Source organism: Bacteroides sp. AM10-21B, from assembly GCF_003472565.1.
GTDB lineage: Bacteria > Bacteroidota > Bacteroidia > Bacteroidales > Bacteroidaceae > Bacteroides > Bacteroides propionicigenes.
The window spans coordinates 44,977-64,396 of sequence record NZ_QRME01000011.1; the positions used below are offsets into that span (position 1 = coordinate 44,977).

General features: G+C 43.6%; 17 protein-coding genes. 5 read left to right on the forward strand and 12 right to left on the reverse strand.

The annotated features are described in order from the left end of the window. Positions 1–189: 189 nt before the first annotated feature. The 8 genes from rsxA to DW121_RS13990 all read right to left on the reverse strand — a co-directional run bounded on the left by rsxA (position 190) and on the right by DW121_RS13990 (position 7,364). Positions 190–768, reverse strand: a complete 579-nt coding sequence (gene rsxA / locus DW121_RS13955) for an electron transport complex subunit RsxA (protein ID WP_117711753.1) — start codon at positions 766–768, stop codon at positions 190–192. A gap of 29 nt (positions 769–797) precedes the next feature. Then, a complete protein-coding gene (gene rsxE, locus DW121_RS13960; protein WP_117711754.1) occupies positions 798–1,382 on the reverse strand; it encodes an electron transport complex subunit RsxE in 585 nt (194 codons plus the stop codon). A gap of 15 nt (positions 1,383–1,397) precedes the next feature. Next, the gene (locus DW121_RS13965; RefSeq protein ID WP_117711755.1) at positions 1,398–2,033 is read right to left on the reverse strand and encodes an RnfABCDGE type electron transport complex subunit G; all 636 of its coding nucleotides are present in this window, start codon (positions 2,031–2,033) and stop codon (positions 1,398–1,400) included. Continuing rightward, entirely contained in the window at positions 2,030–3,022 is a 993-nt protein-coding gene (locus DW121_RS13970) for an RnfABCDGE type electron transport complex subunit D (protein ID WP_118324153.1), read from the reverse strand. Before DW121_RS13970 ends, DW121_RS13965 begins: the two co-directional genes overlap by 4 nt. Positions 3,023–3,045: 23 nt before the next feature. Next, positions 3,046–4,383 (reverse strand): electron transport complex subunit RsxC, encoded by a 1,338-nt coding sequence (rsxC, locus tag DW121_RS13975; protein WP_117711757.1) that lies wholly within the window; start codon positions 4,381–4,383, stop codon positions 3,046–3,048. A gap of 37 nt (positions 4,384–4,420) precedes the next feature. Next, the gene (locus DW121_RS13980; protein ID WP_118324155.1) at positions 4,421–5,281 is read right to left on the reverse strand and encodes a Fe-S cluster domain-containing protein; all 861 of its coding nucleotides are present in this window, start codon (positions 5,279–5,281) and stop codon (positions 4,421–4,423) included. Positions 5,282–5,319: 38 nt separating this feature from the next. After that, positions 5,320–5,739: a SoxR reducing system RseC family protein gene (locus DW121_RS13985; RefSeq protein WP_117711759.1), complete on the reverse strand. Its 420-nt coding sequence runs from the start codon at positions 5,737–5,739 to the stop codon at positions 5,320–5,322. A gap of 203 nt (positions 5,740–5,942) precedes the next feature. Beyond that, entirely contained in the window at positions 5,943–7,364 is a 1,422-nt protein-coding gene (locus DW121_RS13990; RefSeq protein WP_117711760.1) for a DUF3078 domain-containing protein, read from the reverse strand. Between the two features lie 205 nt (positions 7,365–7,569). Between DW121_RS13990 and DW121_RS13995 the strand changes: the two genes are divergently transcribed. From DW121_RS13995 to DW121_RS14010, 4 genes are all read left to right on the forward strand, one after another. Next, positions 7,570–9,183, forward strand: a complete 1,614-nt coding sequence (locus DW121_RS13995) for a CTP synthase (protein ID WP_117711761.1) — start codon at positions 7,570–7,572, stop codon at positions 9,181–9,183. 41 nt (positions 9,184–9,224) lie between these two features. Continuing rightward, positions 9,225–11,072: a membrane protein insertase YidC gene (gene yidC, locus DW121_RS14000; RefSeq protein WP_117711762.1), complete on the forward strand. Its 1,848-nt coding sequence runs from the start codon at positions 9,225–9,227 to the stop codon at positions 11,070–11,072. Positions 11,073–11,214: 142 nt separating this feature from the next. Further along, complete coding sequence (locus DW121_RS14005) at positions 11,215–12,546, forward strand: MATE family efflux transporter (protein WP_117711763.1); 1,332 nt, start codon at positions 11,215–11,217, stop codon at positions 12,544–12,546. Between the two features lie 44 nt (positions 12,547–12,590). Continuing rightward, on the forward strand, positions 12,591–14,795 hold the full coding sequence (locus DW121_RS14010; protein ID WP_233555818.1) for an alpha/beta hydrolase family protein: 2,205 nt from the start codon (positions 12,591–12,593) through the stop codon (positions 14,793–14,795). A gap of 144 nt (positions 14,796–14,939) precedes the next feature. On the opposite strand, the gene DW121_RS14015 is transcribed toward DW121_RS14010, so the two are convergent. Together DW121_RS14015 and DW121_RS14020 are read right to left on the reverse strand one after the other, a co-directional pair. Then, a complete protein-coding gene (locus DW121_RS14015) occupies positions 14,940–16,004 on the reverse strand; it encodes a PspC domain-containing protein (protein ID WP_117711765.1) in 1,065 nt (354 codons plus the stop codon). Between the two features lie 52 nt (positions 16,005–16,056). Beyond that, entirely contained in the window at positions 16,057–16,383 is a 327-nt protein-coding gene (locus tag DW121_RS14020; RefSeq protein WP_117711766.1) for a PadR family transcriptional regulator, read from the reverse strand. 253 nt (positions 16,384–16,636) lie between these two features. Here DW121_RS14020 and DW121_RS14025 point away from each other — a divergent pair, with 253 nt between their 5' ends. Further along, on the forward strand, positions 16,637–17,134 hold the full coding sequence (locus DW121_RS14025) for a GNAT family N-acetyltransferase (protein ID WP_117711767.1): 498 nt from the start codon (positions 16,637–16,639) through the stop codon (positions 17,132–17,134). 102 nt (positions 17,135–17,236) lie between these two features. Here the strand turns inward: DW121_RS14025 and DW121_RS14030 are convergent, their stop codons facing one another. Then, a complete protein-coding gene (locus DW121_RS14030; protein ID WP_117711768.1) occupies positions 17,237–18,799 on the reverse strand; it encodes a peptide MFS transporter in 1,563 nt (520 codons plus the stop codon). Between the two features lie 119 nt (positions 18,800–18,918). Further along, entirely contained in the window at positions 18,919–19,407 is a 489-nt protein-coding gene (gene ybaK / locus DW121_RS14035) for a Cys-tRNA(Pro) deacylase (protein ID WP_118324159.1), read from the reverse strand. Positions 19,408–19,420: the final 13 nt, after the last annotated feature.

A 19,420-nucleotide genomic window follows, 5' to 3' on the forward strand; every position in this document is an offset into this window, starting at 1 on the left:
TCATTAGGCTACAAATGTAAGGAAATAAATTCAGAATACATATATACATGAAGGAGAAAATTAACTAAAGATTATCTTACCCCTACCGTGTACGATAACTCCCCATAAAACAAAATAAAGCGAAGAACCTACCCTCTGCTTTTATGGAGAGAGTAGTTTCCTCGCTTTATACTAATTCCCGGATATATCTTAGATTTTAACTACACCGGAGAAGCCCATAAATGCCATCGCCAACAAACCGGCTGTAATCAAAGCTATCGGAGTTCCCTGCATACCTTTCGGCACGTTTACCAGACTCATCTGTTCACGCAAACCTGCAAAAAGTGTCAATGCCAAGCCAAAACCAAGAGCAGTGGAGAATGCATAAACCACACCGGTCAATAAATCATAGTCTTTCTGAATAACAAGGATAGCCACACCAAGGATACAGCAGTTCGTTGTAATCAGAGGCAAGAATACACCTAAAGCCTGATATAGAGAAGGAGACACTTTTTTCAGGATAATCTCTACCATCTGCACCAATGCGGCAATCACAAGGATGAAGGTGATAGTTTGCAAATATCCTAAATCGAAAGCATCAAGCACATACTTCTGAATGAGGAACGTTACGATTGTTGCAATAGTAAGCACAAATGCTACTGCCGCTGACATTCCTAACGCTGTCTCTACTTTCTTGGATACACCCAAAAACGGACAAATACCCAAGAATTGCGACAACACGATGTTATTGACAAAGATTGCCGAGATAAATATCAATATATATTCCATAATATCAATTACTAATTATGAATTACAAATTATGCTTTCTTAAAGCTGTTAACCAATGCGATGAGATATCCCAAAGCAATGAACGCACCCGGAGCAAGGACAAATACCAACATTCCGTATTCTTCGGGAAGAATCGTAAGGTTGAAAATCTTGCCTGTACCCAAGAATTCGCGAACAGCACCGAGCAAAGTCAATGCAATAGTAAAGCCTAACCCCATACCCAGACCGTCAAAAAGCGATGCCACCGGATTATTCTTGGCAGCAAAAGCTTCGGCACGTCCTAATACAATACAGTTTACCACAATCAACGGGATAAACAAGCCTAATGTTGCATAAAGCGCAGGAACATAAGCTTGCATCACCATTTGCAGCAGAGTTACGAATGATGCAATTACAACAATAAAAGAAGGAATGCGCACCATGTCCGGAATTAAGTTCTTAATAGCCGAAATTACCACATTAGAACAGATGAGCACAAACATTGTAGCCAATCCCATGCCCATACCGTTGATAGCGGACGAAGTAGTACCCAAGGTAGGACACATACCAAGCAGGAGCACAAACGTAGGATTCTCTTTAATAATCCCGTTCATCAATACTTTAAAATTATTCATATCTCTACTCCTTTCTTATTTAGCACTGATAGAATCAGTGAGTTCAACTTTAATAGTAGCTCCCGTAGCACTATCTGCCGTATTTTGACCAGCATATGCAGCATATGCAACATTCACGGCATTCAAAAACGCACGTGAAGTAATGGTAGAAGCTGTAATAGCGTCCACTTTACCACCGTCCTTGCTTACAGTCAGAGGAGCTTCTCCCGGATTCATACCGGTAATATCTCCCTTATTTCCTTTCTTGAACCAATCTGCGGCTTTGGAGCCTAATCCCGGAGTTTCCACATGCGACAGCAAAGAGTAATCAATAATCTTACCTTCAGCATCGAAACCTACCAGAACCTTCAGTTCACCACCGAAGCCCATAGAAGTTGCTTCAACAGCTGCACCGATGAATTTACCTTCTTTTGTGGCAGGATATACAGAGTATTCAACACCGTTCACCTCTTGAGTTTTCTTTTCTGCAATCGGATCATTATCAAAACCCGGAACTACGGCACTCACAGCATCACTCAATGTCTTGGCATTGGCTTGTGCGATAGGTTCTTTCGTCAGTTCGTTTACATAAGCCAGCAATGCTACGGAAATAGCAGTAACGCCCGTAAGTACCAGCAACATATTCTTTAAGGATGATTCTAACTTTTTCATTTCTTCTTCGCTACCTCCCCAAAGCGTTTAGGTTTAACATATGTGTTGATTAGCGGAGTGAACGCATTCATAATAAGAATAGCGAATGACATACCTTCCGGATATGCACCGAACAAACGGATAATTACCGTCAACAGACCGATACAAACACCGTAAATCAACATTCCCTTATGGCTCATCGGAGAAGTTACATAGTCCGTAGCCATGAAGACAGCACCCAGCATCAAACCACCGGACAACAGCTGCACCACCGGAGATACATAAATTTCCGGATTAACCATATACATAATGCCGGAGAAAACAAACACCGTAACCAGAATAGAAACAGGAATATGCCATGTAATAATCTTCTTCCACAACATATAAGCCAATCCCAGCAACAAAGCCAATGCGCTGACTTCACCCAAGCAACCGCCATTATTACCAATCAGCAAGTCAAAAGATGCGGGAATATCACTTAATGACATACCCGGAGCGCCATTGATTACACCTTTCATAATAGCCAGCGGTGTAGCGGCAGTAGTAGCATCCGTATAGGCTGTCAACTGTCCGACAGCTGGCCATGTAGTCATCTGCACCGGAAAAGAGAGCAACAGGAATACACGTCCTGCCAATGCCGGATTAAAAGGATTACAACCCAAACCACCGAAAGACATCTTGCCCACACCGATAGCAAACAAAGCGCCCAAGATGATTATCCAGATAGGAAGGTTGGAAGGTAAATTAAATGCCAGCAACACACCGGTAATAACAGCAGAACCGTCACAGATGGTTGTGGTTTCTTTTTTCATCAGGAATTTGCCGATAGCCCATTCAAAGAACAAGCAGGCAGCTACGGAAGTAGCCGTAACAATCAGTGCACCCAGTCCGAAAAAGTAAAGCGACACAAGAAATGCAGGAATCAATGCAATGAGCACGCCATACATATTCTTCTTCACGCTGTCACCACCGTGAACATGGGGCGAAAGGGATACGATTAATTTATTCATAAGATTATACTAAATTAAATCTTTCATTTTTTTACTTGACGTGCACGTATCATTGCTCCTACCTTTCCCTTACCTAAGCGGATATAATCCAGCATCGGACGGTTGGAAGGACAAGTGAACTGGCATGAGCCGCATTCGATACATGACATTATATCTTCTTTCTCTACTCTTTCAAAATCTCCGTGAGCCGATACAGTAGCCAGTAAGTAAGGTTCCAGTCCCATAGGGCAAGCACCTACACACTTGGCGCAACGGATGCATGGTTGTGCCTCACCGCGCTTAGCTTCTTTATCATTCATAATCAGAATACCGGAACTACCCTTGGCAGTCGGTACATCTGTATTAACCAAAGCCTTGCCCATCATCGGACCACCACCGATTATCTTACCTGTATCTTCGGGCAGACCACCGCAAGCATCAATCAATTGCTTCATCGGCGTACCGATACGTGCCAGGAAGTTAGAAGGTTTGGAAAGAGATTTGCCGGTTACGGTAATTACACGTTCAAACAACGGTTTATTTTTCTGAACAGCCTGATACACAGCAAATGCAGTACCTACGTTCTGAACGACTGCACCGGTAGAGATAGGTAATGCTCCGGCAGCAACCTGACGACTGATTACAGCATCAATCAGCTGTTTTTCACCACCTTGCGGATATTGAACTTTCAAAGGAACAACCTCAATACCGGCGTAACCGGCAGCAACTTTCGTCATTAGCTGGATAGCATCGGGCTTATTATTCTCAATACCGATAAATGCCTTATTCACTTTTACGGCTTTCATCAGGATAGAAATACCCACCATAATCTCTTCGGCATGCTCCAACATCAGCTGATGATCGGCAGTCAGATACGGTTCACACTCTACGGCATTGATGATAACACATTCTGCCTTAAAAGCCGGAGGCGGACACAACTTAACTTGTGTAGGGAAGCAAGCGCCACCCAAACCAACGATACCTGCATCCGCAATTTTCTTCACAATTTCCTCTGCAGTGAGGTTGCACTCTTTTACCAATGTATCGGTGCGGTCGATAGATTCTTCCCACTCATCTCCTTCTACATCAATAAAGATAGCGGGTTTGGCATATCCGCTGGCATCGACAACTGTGTCAATCTTAGCGACCTTTCCGCTGACAGACGAATGAATAGCAGCTGATACGAAGCCACCGGGTTCGGCAATCTTTGTACCTACTTTCACGACATCACCCTTAGCAACGATAGGCTTTGCAGGAGCACCGATGTGCTGGCTCAGTAAGATTGTGGCTTTTGCCGGAATCTCTGCCTGCACGATAGGCTGATGTGCTGAAAGTTTATTTTCGTGTGGATGAACTCCACCAATTGAAAATGTCTTCAACATACAATTCTGTATTTTTAGTCGTTTTATTACTTTAATATTATGCCTCTACTTTCGGAGCCTCTATGTCTGTTTTCGGCTTGCGTGGAGGGAAGTTAAGTGCGATAATTGTACCTTGCGGACAAACTTCTTCACACTTGCGGCAAGATTTGCATTTGTTCGGATCGATGTACGCCAAATTATTTTCCAAAGTAATCGCTTCAAACGGACATACTTTCACACATTTGCCACAGCCGATACAAGCTACAGTACAAGCCTTACGTGCCACTGCACCCTTATCCTTGTTTACACATTGCACATACACGCGACGGGATTTCTTACCCTGAGGACGGATTTCGATAATGTTTCTCGGACAGGTCTTAGCACATGCGCCACATGCGGTACATTTAGCTTCGTCCACTTCCGGAAGCCCGGTTTCGGGATTCATGTGGATAGCATCGAACTGACAAGCATCCACACAGTCACCGCAACCCAAGCAGCCAAAACTACATCCTGTTTCACCACCATAAAGAGAAGATGCAATCGCACAACTCTTTGCACCGTCATATTGGTTGATACGGGGACGGTTGGCACATGTTCCGTTACATCTCACTACTGCAACCATAGGTTCGGCAGCTGCTGCATCCAATCCCAAGATTTCGGCAACCTTCGTCATAACGGGTTGTCCACCCACCGGACAAAGCTTACCTTCCAGCGAACCTGCCTTGACACAAGCGTCAGCAAATCCGCTACAACCCGGGTAACCACATCCACCGCAATTTGCTTGGGGAAGCACAGCTGCCACTTGCGCAATTCGCGGATCTTCATACACGGCAAATTTCTTGGAAGCTACATAAAGTATAGCCGCTGAAACCAGTGCTATAGCTCCCAATGAAATTACTGCAATCAGAATTACATTCATAAATTAGTTGTTTATTAATTATTTATTTTATGTATTAGTTAGTTCATTGGTTTGACTGAAAAAGAGAACTTCTTTCCCAACCTCGACTTGTTCAACCACAATATATAATAATAAGGTATAAGGAGAGCTAACGAACAAAGTGCGGAACTCAGTTCATCATTCCATATAGCCATAAAAATAAAAAGGGAAAAAATTAAAACAAAGAAAGGTAGTACAAAAGCAAGCAGAACCGCCATCACTCCCATTGACAATTCACCGATAACCCATACGCGGTCACCGGGCTGATAGGCTGTTTCGCTGTCATTGGTAACATCAACGAGCTTCTCTTTCGTATCGGCGGAACTGCAATGTCCCTTGATACTACATGAAGCGCATGCTGAAGTCTGAATAATTCTCACTTGAAGATGAGAACCGTTTATGTTTTCCACAATACCCTGATGTTTTATAGTATTCGCCATTTTGCAAAGTGTGCATTACAAATCGCGGCAAATTTACGCATTATTTGCGAACTGCAAGGGATTAGATTGTTTTTTCTGTGTACGTAAACGTTCATTTTCCCGTTTTTAGTGATTTTTCTTTATTTTTTCTACTAAAACACACAAAGAACGCCCCGTTTTCATTCAACGGGGCGTTCTTTTTAGTCGTTAACAATATGTATGGTTTACCATTTGTAATTGATACCGAAGCTCAACAATTCTTTTACCTGAAAATAGCTGTCTCCTTCGGTTGGCTTGGCACTGTCATCAAAACGGGCGTGTACATAAAGCTTAGTGGAAAGATAACGGTTCAGTACAAAATTCACAGTATTTTCCCATTCAATACGTGTCCATTCATAACTGGTCTGAAAATCCAAACGAGAATCCAGCACAATGGAAGGTATAATGGTCCATGACAGCGTCGGTTGTATTTGAGAACCGAAATTATGTTTGACACACTTGCCTTCGTCCAAACCGAACTTTACTTCATCTACCTCCTTATTGCCCACATAACGCAACATATAAGTCAACGGAGCCATGAAAACAGACAAATTAAATTTCTTCTTTTTCAGTTTATAATCCATACCGATACTGGACGACCAGTCTGCCGGAGCAAAGAAAGCGGAAACCAACTCCTCACTGTTCGCTTTATAACCGTGACAGAACTGTGTCTTAAACTCGGTAGTAATTGTATAATACCATTTAGATGCAGCCTGAATACCTATTTTACTATAAATACGAAGTTGGTCGGTACTTACCAGATAATTGTGAAACTCATCGGAAGGGGCGGAACTGAAGCCTAATTTAGCATCCAGCAGGTTCTCCCATTGAACTTTCTCCTTATCATTATAATTAGCGAACAACTGCAAATTGGCAAGCACGGCATTTGTGCTCTCACCACCTTTATACCAGTTATCGGAGATATAGTTCTGCGTAATTTGCAATGAACCGTTTCCTCCGGTGACCCACCAGTTAGGTTTCTGTATCACCACCTCCGCTTCTTCTTTCACCCCTATCATTTTTTCTTGGGCAAAAAGTTTGGCAACGGAAGGCTTGGAAGAAACTTCCTTTTCAATATTATCCTTGAAAACTTTCGTTTTTTTAATTTCCTTTTCAGTCATTACCACTAAGTCCGGGCGATTAACATAGGTATTCAGCATCACGCGGTCTACTATCTTATTGGCATTTTCCTTCGACAAGAAGCTCAATGTATCAAACGGTAAAAGTTCTTTTGTCATTGCCGGTACCGTATCAGGCTTTTGAAAACTCCAGTTTACCTGAGACAAACGTTCCATTGGAGCATAATAATAGGTAGTGGGAACAAACAAACGGTAATAGTCCGGGTTGTATGCAATATAGCGTTCGGGAGTGGCCGGATCATTTAAATAATTCAGCACTCCAAAATATTTCTCATGCAACACCGAGACTGTATCCAATTGATATCCTTCATTGTACGGTTGCAGCTTCAATATCCAATTTTGGCTCCAAATGCCCGACAATGTATCCGCCTTTTCCGTTGCAGCCTGTTTCTTTATAGAATCCTGGGCTATTACCGGAAATGAAAATAGTGCGGCAACTAATCCTATTAAAACACGTCTATTCCTCATAATTTCTTAAAATCTATATTTGAACGCAAAATTAAACCAAAATGTTCAGATTACAAAAGGAGTGAAGTGAAAGTTTATCAGAACCTTATTATACACGCATATTCCACTTTTTATAATTGTTTTCACTAAACTGTTATGTACTTCCTCTTTTTTTTCATAATTTTGCGCTTTAATTTTTAGAGAAAACATTTAAAACAGTATAGCTGTGGGAGAAACAAAGTATATTTTCGTCACCGGTGGCGTTGCCTCTTCATTAGGCAAAGGTATCATTTCGTCATCCATCGGTAAGTTATTGCAAGCAAGAGGTTATAAAGTAACGATTCAAAAGTTCGACCCGTACATCAACATTGACCCGGGTACACTGAACCCTTATGAACACGGAGAATGCTACGTAACGGTAGACGGTCATGAAGCTGACCTTGACTTGGGACACTATGAGCGTTTTCTGGGCATCCAGACTACCAAAGCTAACAACATTACAACCGGACGTATCTATAAGAGCGTCATCGACAAAGAGCGTCGTGGCGACTATTTGGGAAAAACGATTCAGGTTATCCCTCATATTACGGATGAAATCAAACGTAATGTAAAGCTCTTGGGCAATAAATATAAATTCGATTTCGTTATTACCGAGATTGGCGGTACGGTAGGTGACATCGAGTCTCTCCCGTATTTGGAAAGTATCCGCCAGCTGAAATGGGAATTGGGTAAAGATGCACTGTGCGTACACCTTACTTATGTACCCTACCTCGCAGCTGCTGGTGAACTGAAAACCAAACCGACCCAGCACTCCGTGAAGGAACTGCAAAGCGCCGGAATCCAGCCCGATATACTTGTGCTCCGTACGGAACATGAATTGAGCACCAACTTACGCAAAAAAGTGGCGCTTTTCTGTAATGTAGACGAGAATGCCGTTGTACAGAGTATCGACGCACCTACTATCTATGAAGTGCCTATCTTGATGCAAGCTCAGGGATTGGACCAAACTATCCTGAAGAAAATGGGACTTCCTGTCGGAGACACTCCGGGATTAGGTCCTTGGCGTGCTTTCCTCGAACGCCGCCACAAGGCGGAAACAACAGAACCGGTGCATATAGCATTGGTTGGCAAGTACGACTTGCAGGATGCTTACAAGTCTATCCGCGAAGCGCTCTCACAAGCCGGAACATACAATGACCGCAAAGTATCGGTAGATTTTGTAAACAGCGAAAAGCTGACAGACGAAAACGTAGCGGAAGCATTAAAAGGCATGTCAGGCGTTCTTATCGGACCGGGCTTCGGCGAACGCGGCATTGCCGGAAAATTTGTAGCCATCAAGTACGCGCGTACACACGACATTCCCACATTCGGTATCTGTCTGGGTATGCAGTGCATAGCCATTGAATTTGCACGTAACGTCTTGGGATATGCGGATGCCAACTCCCGTGAAATGGACGAAAAGACTCCCCATAATGTTATCGACATCATGGAGGAACAGAAATCCATTACCAATATGGGCGGAACCATGCGTTTAGGCGCTTACGAATGTGTGCTGCAAGAAGGCAGCAAGGCATACGAAGCCTATGGCACAGAACACATACAGGAGCGCCATCGCCACCGTTATGAGTTCAATAATGCTTACAAGGAAGAATATGAAGCAGCAGGCATGAAATGCGCGGGTATCAATCCTGAATCCGACTTGGTGGAAATTGTAGAGATTCCGCAACTGAAATGGTATGTCGGAACACAGTTCCATCCGGAATACAGCAGTACGGTATTGCATCCGCATCCGTTGTTTGTAGCTTTTGTAAAAGCTGCGATTGAAAATGAAAAAAAGTAATCATTACTAATTTTAATAATTGATAATTCATAATTGATTAAATGGATAAAAATACCATCACAGGCCTTGTCCTAATAGCCGTTTTGTTAGTCGGATTCAGTTTCTTAAGCCGTCCGAGCAAGGAACAGCTGGCAGCACAACAACACTATTATGACTCCATAGCCCAAGTACAACAACGCGAAGCTGACTTGAAAGCAAAGGCGGAAGCCGCTTTGGCTAACGACAAAGAGGTTCAAACGGCAGACTCCGCCGCCCTCTTCTTTGATGCGCTTCAAGGAACTGACTCACAGGTTACAATACAAAACAACCTGGCGGAACTGACAGTGGCCACCAAAGGCGGACGTATTTCATCAGCTACATTGAAAGAGTATATGGGACAGGACAAAAAGACGCCTGTTACCCTATTCAGCGGCGATGACGCTTCCATGAACTTCCTTTTCTACAACAAAAAGGAAACGATACAGACAGAGGATTACTATTTTACAGTGGCAAACCGTACGGACAGCACCGTAACCATGCGTTTGTCTGCAGACAGTGCCAGCTATATCGACTTTAAGTATGCCATGCATAATGATACGTACTTGGTGGACTTCACAATAGATGCCGTAGGCATGGAAGACAAGCTGGCAAGCACCAACTATGTAGACATTGAGTGGTCGCAACGTGCACGCCAGATAGAAAAGGGTTACACCTACGAGAACCGTTTGTCTGAATTGACTTATAAAATTACCGGAGACGGAACCGATTATTTGTCCGCCGGCAAGAATGATGAAAAAGAAGTTGCAGAACGTCTGGACTGGATTGCCTTCAAAAATCAGTTCTTCTCTTCCGTATTCCTGGCTGACGCAGATTTTGAAAAGACAAAGTTAAACTCAAAGATGGAAGCGCAAGGCAGCGGATATATCAAGGATTATTCTGCAGAAATGAGCACTGTTTTTGATCCGAGTGGCAAAAATCCTACCCGGTTGTTCTTCTACTTCGGCCCTAACCATTACAAGACACTGACCGCACTTGACAAAGGGCGTGAAGACAAGTGGGAGCTCAACCGTCTGGTATATCTGGGCTGGCCGTTAATCCGCTGGATAAACAAATGGTTCACCATCAACATCTTCGACTGGTTGTCGAGTTGGGGATTGAGTATGGGTATCGTTTTGTTGCTGATGACATTAATTGTAAAAGCGGTAGTATTCCCTGCAACATGGAAAACCTATATTTCTTCAGCCAAGATGCGTGTGCTGAAACCGAAAATTGACGAAATCGGCAAGAAGTACCCGAAGCAGGAAGATGCCATGAAGAAACAACAGGAAGTAATGGGGCTTTACAGTCAATACGGTGTCAGCCCCATGGGAGGATGCCTGCCGATGCTGATTCAGTTTCCTATTCTGATGGCATTGTTTATGTTTGTGCCGAGTGCCATTGAGCTTCGCCAGCAAAGTTTCTTGTGGGCCGATGACTTGTCTACATACGATGCATTCATCAACTTCCCGTTCCATATTCCGTTCTTGGGCAGTCACCTCAGTTTATTCTGTTTGCTGATGACAGTAACCAATATTCTGAACACCAAGTTTATGATGCAGCAGCAAGACACAGGCGCCAATCCGCAAATGGCAGCTATGAAGTGGATGTCATATCTAATGCCTGTAATGTTCCTGTTCATATTGAATGACTATCCTTCGGGACTGAACTATTACTACTTCATTTCGACGCTCATCAGTGTAGTGACTACGCTCATCATGCGTAAAGCCACTAACGAAGAAGCCCTTCTTGCACAATTGGAGGCAAAGAAGAAGGATCCGAAAAAGATGAAGAAAACCGGCTTCGCCGCCCGCCTTGAAGCAATGCAGAAGCAACAAGAGCAGATGATGAAAGAAAAGCAGAACAGGAAATAAACTTCCGTTCAAGATATTTTTCAGAAGGGAGCCGGACAATTCGCATTGCCCGGCTTTCTTTTCCTTTTTCAAGTATATCAAAAAGGATTATCAAGTATATCAAATGATTTTTTCAAGTATATCCAAAAATTATCTATCGAATATGCAAACTAAATACACCTACAAAGAGATTTGGCTCATAGCCTACCCTATTTTAATCAGCTTGCTCATGGAGCAGATGATTGGTATGACAGACACAGCCTTCTTGGGGCGTGTAGGCGAAATAGAATTAGGAGCATCTGCCATTGCAGGCATCTTCTATATAGTAATGTTCATGGTGGCATTCGGTTTCAGTATCGGAGCGCAAATTCTGATAGCACGGCGTAACGGTGAGCAACAATATAAAGAAATAGGCAACTTATTCTATCAAGGCATCTATTTTCAAGTAGGAATGGCAGCGGTCATGTTTGCTGTATGCTACAGCTTTGCACCGGCAATATTGAAACGGCTTGTCTCTTCCGAACACATTTACGATGCGGCAATGAGTTACCTGAACTGGCGTGTTTTCGGCTTCTTCTTCTCCTTTACGGCAGTAATGTTCCGTGCCTTTTTTCTGGGAACTACACAAACCAAAACACTGACACTGAACTCCATTGTCATGGTATTAAGCAACATCGTGTTCAATTATATCCTGATATTCGGAAAGTTCGGCTTCCCCGCCCTCGGCATTGCCGGAGCAGCCATCGGCTCGTCAATGGCGGAATTGGTGTCATTGATATTCTTCATCATCTATACCCGCAACCGTATTGATATTCGCAAATACGGACTGGACAAGATACCGGGTATCCGTTGGAACATACTCAAACGTATGCTCAACGTTTCTCTATGGACCATGGTGCAGAATTTCCTCTCACTCTCCACGTGGTTCCTGCTCTTCCTCTATGTAGAGCATTTGGGAGAACGTTCACTCGCCATTACAAATATCATCCGCAACGTATCCGGAATCATGTTCATGGTGATGATGGCATTTGCTTCTACTTGCGGTTCACTGGTCAGCAACCTTATCGGGGCGGGAAACATCAGTTGCGTACCCGGAACAATACGGCAGCACATACGCATAGCCTATGCCTTTGTATTGCCCTTCGCCATCTTCTTTGCACTATTCCCCAAACTGATATTGGGAGTGTATACGGACATTCCGGAACTGCAGGAAGCGGCCATCCCCTCGCTTTGGGTACTTTGCTCCGCATACCTGTTCCTCGTGCCGGCCAATGTTTATTTCCAGTCCGTATCGGGAACGGGTAACACACGTACCGCATTGGCTTTGGAAATGATAACGCTGGTGATTTACACCTGCTATATCACATATATCGTTGCCTATCTGAAATTGGACGTGGCATTTGCATGGACCTCTGAAATAGTTTATTCCGTGGGTATTTTGGTGCTTTGTTACTTCTACATGAAGAAAGGAAAATGGAGTCTGAAGAAAATTTAAATTAATTCCCTATCTTCGCTACCAAAATAAATCTTCAAACATATATGAAACAATCAAACCTATTATTTATGTCGGCAGCAATGATGTTGGCATCCTGCGGCGGAACTAAAGACGCAGGACAAAACGGGGCGCTTATCGAGAAATCGGATATAAAGATTGAAGGTAAACGCATGACGCCCGAAGCGCTTTGGGCAATGGGACGTATAGGCAGTGTAGCCGTATCGCCCGACGAGACGCAGATTGCCTATTCGGTGGCTTATTACAGTGTACCGGAAAACAAGAGCAATAACGAGTTGTTTGTCATGAATGCAGACGGCAACAATAACAAGCAAATCACTCGTGACAATTGGCAGGAAAGCCAACCAGCCTGGATTAAGGAGGGTAAGAAGATTGCTTTCCTCTGCAATGAAAGCGGCAGCAGCCAAGTATGGGAAATGAATCCCGACGGCACGGAACGTAAACAGCTTACTCAATATGACGGAGACATCGAAGGCTTTTCTTTCTCTCCCGACGGTAAGAAGTTACTTTTCATAGCCCAAGTAAAAACGGTGCAGAGCACTGCGGACAAGCATTCCGATTTGCCCAAAGCAACCGGTATCATCATTACCGACCTGATGTACAAGCATTGGGATGAGTGGGTTACAACCGCCCCGCATCCTTTCGTCGCCGAGTTTGACGGCAATGGTATCAGCAACGTAAGAGATATCCTCGAAGGACTTCCCTACGAAAGCCCGATGAAGCCTTTCGGCGGCATCGAGCAACTGGTATGGAGCCCCACATCGGATAAAGTGGCTTTCACCTGCCGCATGAAAACCGGACTGGCATATGCCATCTCCACCGACTCGGACATTTACGAATACGATGTACAGAAAGGCGGCTTCATCAACCTTTGCAAAAAGGATGCGAAAGCCTCCAACGGGCAAGCTGAAATGGCAGGCTACGACACCAATCCGCAATATTCTCCGGACGGCAAATACATCGCATGGCAGAGTATGGAGCGAGACGGCTATGAGGCAGACCTCAACCGCTTGTGTGTAATGGACCGTACCACCGGAGAGAAACGTTTCATCAGTCAGGGATTCCCGTCCAATGTAGACGCTTTCTTATGGAACAAAGATTCGCAAAGCATCTTCTTCTTGGGCGTATGGCAAGGCAGAACCCAAATCTACAATACCAACCTGAAAGACGATTGGATATACCAACTGACCAACGGTATGTACGACTATGCTTCGATGGCCTTATGCGGCAACAGCATGATTGCCAAACGTCACTCCATGTCTGCGGGCGACGAAATCTTTTCCATCGGACAATTGGACAGCAAACCTTTCCCCGTCTGCATATTCCGTACGGATGTGTGCAACAATTACAACAGCACCGATTCCGTAAAAGAGATTTATCCCGTAACGCAACTCACCTTCGAGAACAAGCAAATCTACGACCAACTGGAAATGGGCAAAGTGGAAGGACGCTGGATGAAAACCACCGACGGCAAGCAGATGTTGACATGGGTTATCTATCCGCCCCACTTCGACCCCAACAAGAAGTATCCTACCCTACTCTTCTGCGAAGGCGGTCCTCAAAGCCCCGTCAGCCAGTTCTGGAGTTATCGTTGGAATTTCCAGATTATGGCTGCCAACGACTATATCATCGTGGCTCCCAACCGTCGCGGTCTTCCGGGCTTCGGCGTAGAATGGAATGAAGCCATCAGCGGTGATTACGGCGGTCAATGTATGAGAGATTATTTCACCGCCATTGATGAAATGTCCAAAGAACCGTTTGTAGACAAAGACCGTTTGGGTTGTGTAGGCGCCAGCTTTGGCGGCTTCTCCGTTTACTGGCTTGCCGGACATCACGACAAACGCTTCAAGGCGTTTATCGCTCACGACGGTATCTTCAATATGGAAATGCAATATCTGGAAACAGAAGAAAAATGGTTTGCCAACTGGGATATGGGCGGTGCATACTGGGAAAAGAACAACGCTACAGCCCAACGTACATTTGCCAACTCTCCCCACCTTTTTGTAGACAAATGGGATACTCCTATCCTCTGCATCCACGGTGAAAAGGATTTCCGTATTCTTGCCAACCAAGCTATGGCAGCTTTTGATGCCGCCATTATGCGCGGTGTTCCCGCCGAATTGCTTATCTATCCCGATGAGAACCATTGGGTGCTGAAACCGCAAAACGGTATTCTGTGGCAGCGCACATTCTTTGAATGGCTGGACAAATGGCTGAAGCCGGCTAAATAACAAAGATAAAAGAGAACATAAAAAAGGAAGTTAACATCATCGCAACAATGATGTTAACTTCCTTTTTCTATGATGTTAACTTAGTGTAAGCTATCCTGTTAACTTCATATCTGCCATAATGTTAACAAGATATTATTCCACCTGTCAAACCAAGATACCCAATATCGGAAACGTCGCCCCCTGCATTGCAAAACAGATGCCAAAAACAGCCGCACTTACAATCCAAAGGATAACCAAAGTCCATTTCAGTCCGGAAGCCATGGGCTGCCACTTAAATAGCTGGCTGAATATTGCCCAAACAAGGCTTACCAATGGAATACCCACCAACAGAATACCCGCAATATACATGACGATAGCTGATAACGGAGAAGTAGGCAACACCACATCAAAAGTAGGGAACATCGAAATAAGCGCAGCCCCGCCGCCGATAGCCACCATTATAGCCGCAAAAAGCAAAGCGACAAATACCACTCCGAATACAAATAACAACGGGCTGCAGATGATAGCGAATATCACCAAACAGATTTTGAAAAACCAACCGGCAACCATAACCAATGCATCACCCAACTTCTGCAAGACAGTACGGGGTTTATCAGATTTCACATAATCGTTCACACCATTGGCAACCTTTTCAAAACCGTCAGTCACGGTTTTTCCTATATTCTCCACTGTAACAGCTTCGCCGCGCATATTCAGTTTCTCGGCAGCCGTACGCGCTTCGGGGATAACCAACCAGCAAACAATATAAACCGGTATTAACGTTCCCACTCCACAAATCAATACAACCAGCAATAACAGACGTAACAGAGTCACATCCCATCCCAAATACGCTGCCATACCACTGATAACACCACCCAGTAACTTATCATCCGGATTACGGTAAAGACGACGATGTGTTGTAGTACGGGTTGTGTTTCCGGTGCCGGCAAAAGGCTCATTATCGTTCTCCGCTTCCATATCTTCCGGTTTTCCCATACGGGTAATCACCTCTTCCACATCAGCGATGGTAATCACTTGAGAACCTGCAATAAGTTTCTCCGCAAAGAGTTCGGAAATACGACGTTCAATGTCATCGATTATCTCGTCCGCACCGGCTTCCTTACGGAAATGAATCTTTAAATTACTTAAATAATTATCCAAAAGGCGGTAGGCATCTTCATCAATATGAAAAACAGTGCCACCTAAATTTACCGTTAATGTCTTCTTCATTGTTGTATGTTTTTTACTTTTTCATTTATTACTTATATATAGCTATCAGCAACTAATTATTGGCAATATGGTTGACCGTGTCACTTAATTCCTGCCAAGATACTTCCAATTCGCCCAAAAAGACCTCGCCTTTCTCTGTAAGCTTGTAGTATTTACGCGGCGGCCCCTGTGTAGACTCTATCCATTCGTAACTCAACAAATCATCGTTCTTCAAGCGGGTGAGTAACGGATAAAGCGTACCCTCTACCACAATCAGTCGTGCCTCTTTCAGCTTCTGTATAATATCCGAAGCATAAGCCGGTTCCTTATGGAGCAATAGCATGATGCAATATTCAAGCATGCCCTTGCGCATTTGCGACTTTACATTATTAACGTCCATAATCCATATATTATTAAATTATTTTACTAAGTACAACAAAGATGCCATACCTACATCCTTTGCATGGCACAAATATATGTATTATATTAGTACTATGTATTACAAAGTACTTTATATTTATATTAATTAACAATAAAGTCGTATTTTGTACCCATAACACCTAAGGTTTATACCTTTTATATCTTAAGTTTATACTACTAATTCACAAAGCATACTATATTTGTATCCGATTAACAATATAAACGCCACAAATATGTTTACTATCAGAAAAGCAACAAGTGCTGATTGTGAGTTGATTCACAAACTTGCCTGGCAGATATTTCCCGAAACTTATAAGGAAATACTTTCAAAAGAGCAAATCGAATACATGATGGAATGGATGTACTCTGTAGAGAATATCCGCAAACAAATGGAAGAAGAAGGGCATGTGTACCTTATAGCCTATGAAGAGTGTGAAGCGGCAGGATATGTATCCGTACAACCGGAGGGCAAGGACCTGTTTCATCTGCAAAAGATTTATGTACTCCCCTATTATCAAGGAGCACACTGCGGAAGTTTCCTGTTTCGTGAAGCTATAAAATACATCAAGGAAGTACACCCGGAGCCATGTATGCTGGAATTAAACGTAAACCGCAATAATAAGGCAATGCACTTTTACGAACACATGGGAATGAGAAAACTGAGAGAAGGGGATTTCCCGATAGGAAACGGATATTATATGAATGACTATATAATGGGAAAGGAAATTTGAATTTAATGAAGAATAAAGAATGAGGGATGAAGAATAAAGAATGAGGAACAAAAAATTCTTCATTCTTCATTCCTCATTCTTCATTTAAATAAGTTTTCTCATTTATTTTGCCACTCTCTCCAGCCACTTAACCATCGAGAGCATTACAATCATAGAAGCACCTGTGGCACCCACAAAGACTAACCAGCATGCCCAAATTGGAACGGTAGTATAAAGAATACCGCCAATGAAAAGCAACGAGTTGCCTACTGCAGTTGCAGCCAGCCAACAGCCCTGCATCAAACCTTGCAAATGAGGAGGAGCCACCTTCGACACGAAAGACAAGCCCAACGGTGAGATAAACAATTCGGCAACCGTAAGGATGAAGTACAAGCCAATCATAATCCACGGGGTTACACGGATAGCATTAATTTCGGCCGCACTCATTGTACTCAGCGCATCTTTGGCGGGCAGAGTGAATGAGAATACCATCAGGAACACATAAGCCAATGCCGCAATACCCATACCGATAGCAATCTTCATCGGAGTAGAAGGTTCCTTGCCGTTTTTCTTCAACGAACCGAACAACCACATGATAAACGGAGTGAGGAATACCACAAAGAACGGATTTACACATTGGAATATTTCAGCACCCTTGATACGGGTAAATCCGAGGTCGATATCGATTACACTCAAATCCACATAGTCGCGCGCAAAGTAAGTCAGCGAATAACCATTCTGATGGAATGACAACCAGAAGAAGATTACTACACCGAATACAGCGAACAAAGCATAGATACGTTGCTTGATTTCTGCTGCACTCATCTTGATTTCTTCCTTACTTACAGTAGCACTTTGTTCTGTGGCAGCTACCACTTTCTTTGCCGGGTCGGGGAAACGGTTCTTATTGACCAGATAGATTACCAATGAAATCAACATGGCAACAATAGCTGCCATGAAAGCATATTGGAAACCACGGTTAAACACATCCAGATAGTTGTTGACAAATGCGCCCATATCAGTCACATGGCTGCCGTTGAGTGTAACTTTATCTGCCAACGACGCAAGATTTTCCATTGCCTGAGGAGCCATCTTATCACCTTCCTTAAGGAATTGGTGACAAAGTTCGGGCAAAGTGGCATCATAGTCGAAGTTATTGACCTTCAACCACCAGTTACGCACACCGATAGCAATCCACGGAGCAAAGAAACCGCCGATATTAATAAACATATAGAAAATCTGGAAACCGGAGTCGCGCAAGCTTGAATACTTGGGGTCATCGTACATCTGACCTACCAGTGCTTGAAGATTACCTTTGAACAAACCGTTACCGAAAGCAATTACCAAAAGTCCGAAACAGGTCAATCCCAAGTAAAGCGCCATACTGGGAACCGGCGTAGGAGTAGGAATGGCAATAATCAAATAGCCGACAGCCATCATCACCAAACCGGCAAGAATAGTGCCTTTAAAGTTTTTAGTTTTGTCAGCTATAATACCGCCTGCCAATGCCAAGATATAGATGGATGCATAGAATGCGGAATAAATATATCCGGTAGTCGTTTCAGACAACCCGAACTTAGCCGAGATAAACAATGTAAGGATTGCCATCATAATATAGAAGCCGAAACGCTCTCCCATATTAGCCAAAGCGGCAGCAATCAAACCATTAGGGTGTTTGCTAAACATAAAAATAAGTTTTTGTAAATTAGTAATTAGTATTAGTTTATTTATATTTTTTGCAAATATATGCTTTTCATCGAGATTTTCGGTAAGAAAACAGAATATCTCTTACCCGAACCGAGCTTTTATGACTCAAAAAGAGTACAAACCTCGGCGCGTACTTCCTTTATCAAATCTTTCGGATTCAACTTAAGCTGCAATCCGCGTTGTCCGGCACTGATATAGATATGGGAGAATTGCAGGCAAGTCTCGTGAATATAAGTGGGAAAAGGCTTTTTCATACCGATAGGTGAACAACCGCCGCGAATATACCCCGTCAGCGGAAGCAGCTCCTTCATAGGGATGAGGTCACACTTCTTGTTTCCGGAGATCTTAGCCGCCAATTTCAGGTCGACTTCATGCTCTCCGGGAATGACGCACACGAAATAGCCGGTCTTGTCACCATGCAATATCAGTGTTTTGAAGACCTGTTCTATATCCTCTCCCAAGCTGGCGGCAACGTGTATGGCACTCAAATCTTTCTCATCCACTTCGTAGGGGATGAGTTCGTAGGCTATCTTTGCCTTATCAAGCAGCCGGGCTGCATTCGTTTTATTAATCTTGGATTCTTTCATTGCAAATCAGGAC

Coding starts and splice junctions, on each gene's coding strand:
- DW121_RS13990 (WP_117711760.1), bottom strand. CDS start 7,364: ATGAGGAATAGACGTGTTTTAATAGGATTAGTTGCCGCACTATTTTCA.
- DW121_RS13980 (WP_118324155.1), bottom strand. CDS start 5,281: ATGAATGTAATTCTGATTGCAGTAATTTCATTGGGAGCTATAGCACTG.
- DW121_RS14030 (WP_117711768.1), bottom strand. CDS start 18,799: ATGTTTAGCAAACACCCTAATGGTTTGATTGCTGCCGCTTTGGCTAAT.
- ybaK (WP_118324159.1), bottom strand. CDS start 19,407: ATGAAAGAATCCAAGATTAATAAAACGAATGCAGCCCGGCTGCTTGAT.
- yidC (WP_117711762.1), top strand. CDS start 9,225: ATGGATAAAAATACCATCACAGGCCTTGTCCTAATAGCCGTTTTGTTA.
- DW121_RS14020 (WP_117711766.1), bottom strand. CDS start 16,383: ATGGACGTTAATAATGTAAAGTCGCAAATGCGCAAGGGCATGCTTGAA.
- DW121_RS14005 (WP_117711763.1), top strand. CDS start 11,215: ATGCAAACTAAATACACCTACAAAGAGATTTGGCTCATAGCCTACCCT.
- DW121_RS14010 (WP_233555818.1), top strand. CDS start 12,591: ATGAAACAATCAAACCTATTATTTATGTCGGCAGCAATGATGTTGGCA.
- DW121_RS14015 (WP_117711765.1), bottom strand. CDS start 16,004: ATGAAGAAGACATTAACGGTAAATTTAGGTGGCACTGTTTTTCATATT.
- DW121_RS14025 (WP_117711767.1), top strand. CDS start 16,637: ATGTTTACTATCAGAAAAGCAACAAGTGCTGATTGTGAGTTGATTCAC.
- rsxA (WP_117711753.1), bottom strand. CDS start 768: ATGGAATATATATTGATATTTATCTCGGCAATCTTTGTCAATAACATC.
- DW121_RS13965 (WP_117711755.1), bottom strand. CDS start 2,033: ATGAAAAAGTTAGAATCATCCTTAAAGAATATGTTGCTGGTACTTACG.
- rsxE (WP_117711754.1), bottom strand. CDS start 1,382: ATGAATAATTTTAAAGTATTGATGAACGGGATTATTAAAGAGAATCCT.
- rsxC (WP_117711757.1), bottom strand. CDS start 4,383: ATGTTGAAGACATTTTCAATTGGTGGAGTTCATCCACACGAAAATAAA.
- DW121_RS13970 (WP_118324153.1), bottom strand. CDS start 3,022: ATGAATAAATTAATCGTATCCCTTTCGCCCCATGTTCACGGTGGTGAC.
- DW121_RS13985 (WP_117711759.1), bottom strand. CDS start 5,739: ATGGCGAATACTATAAAACATCAGGGTATTGTGGAAAACATAAACGGT.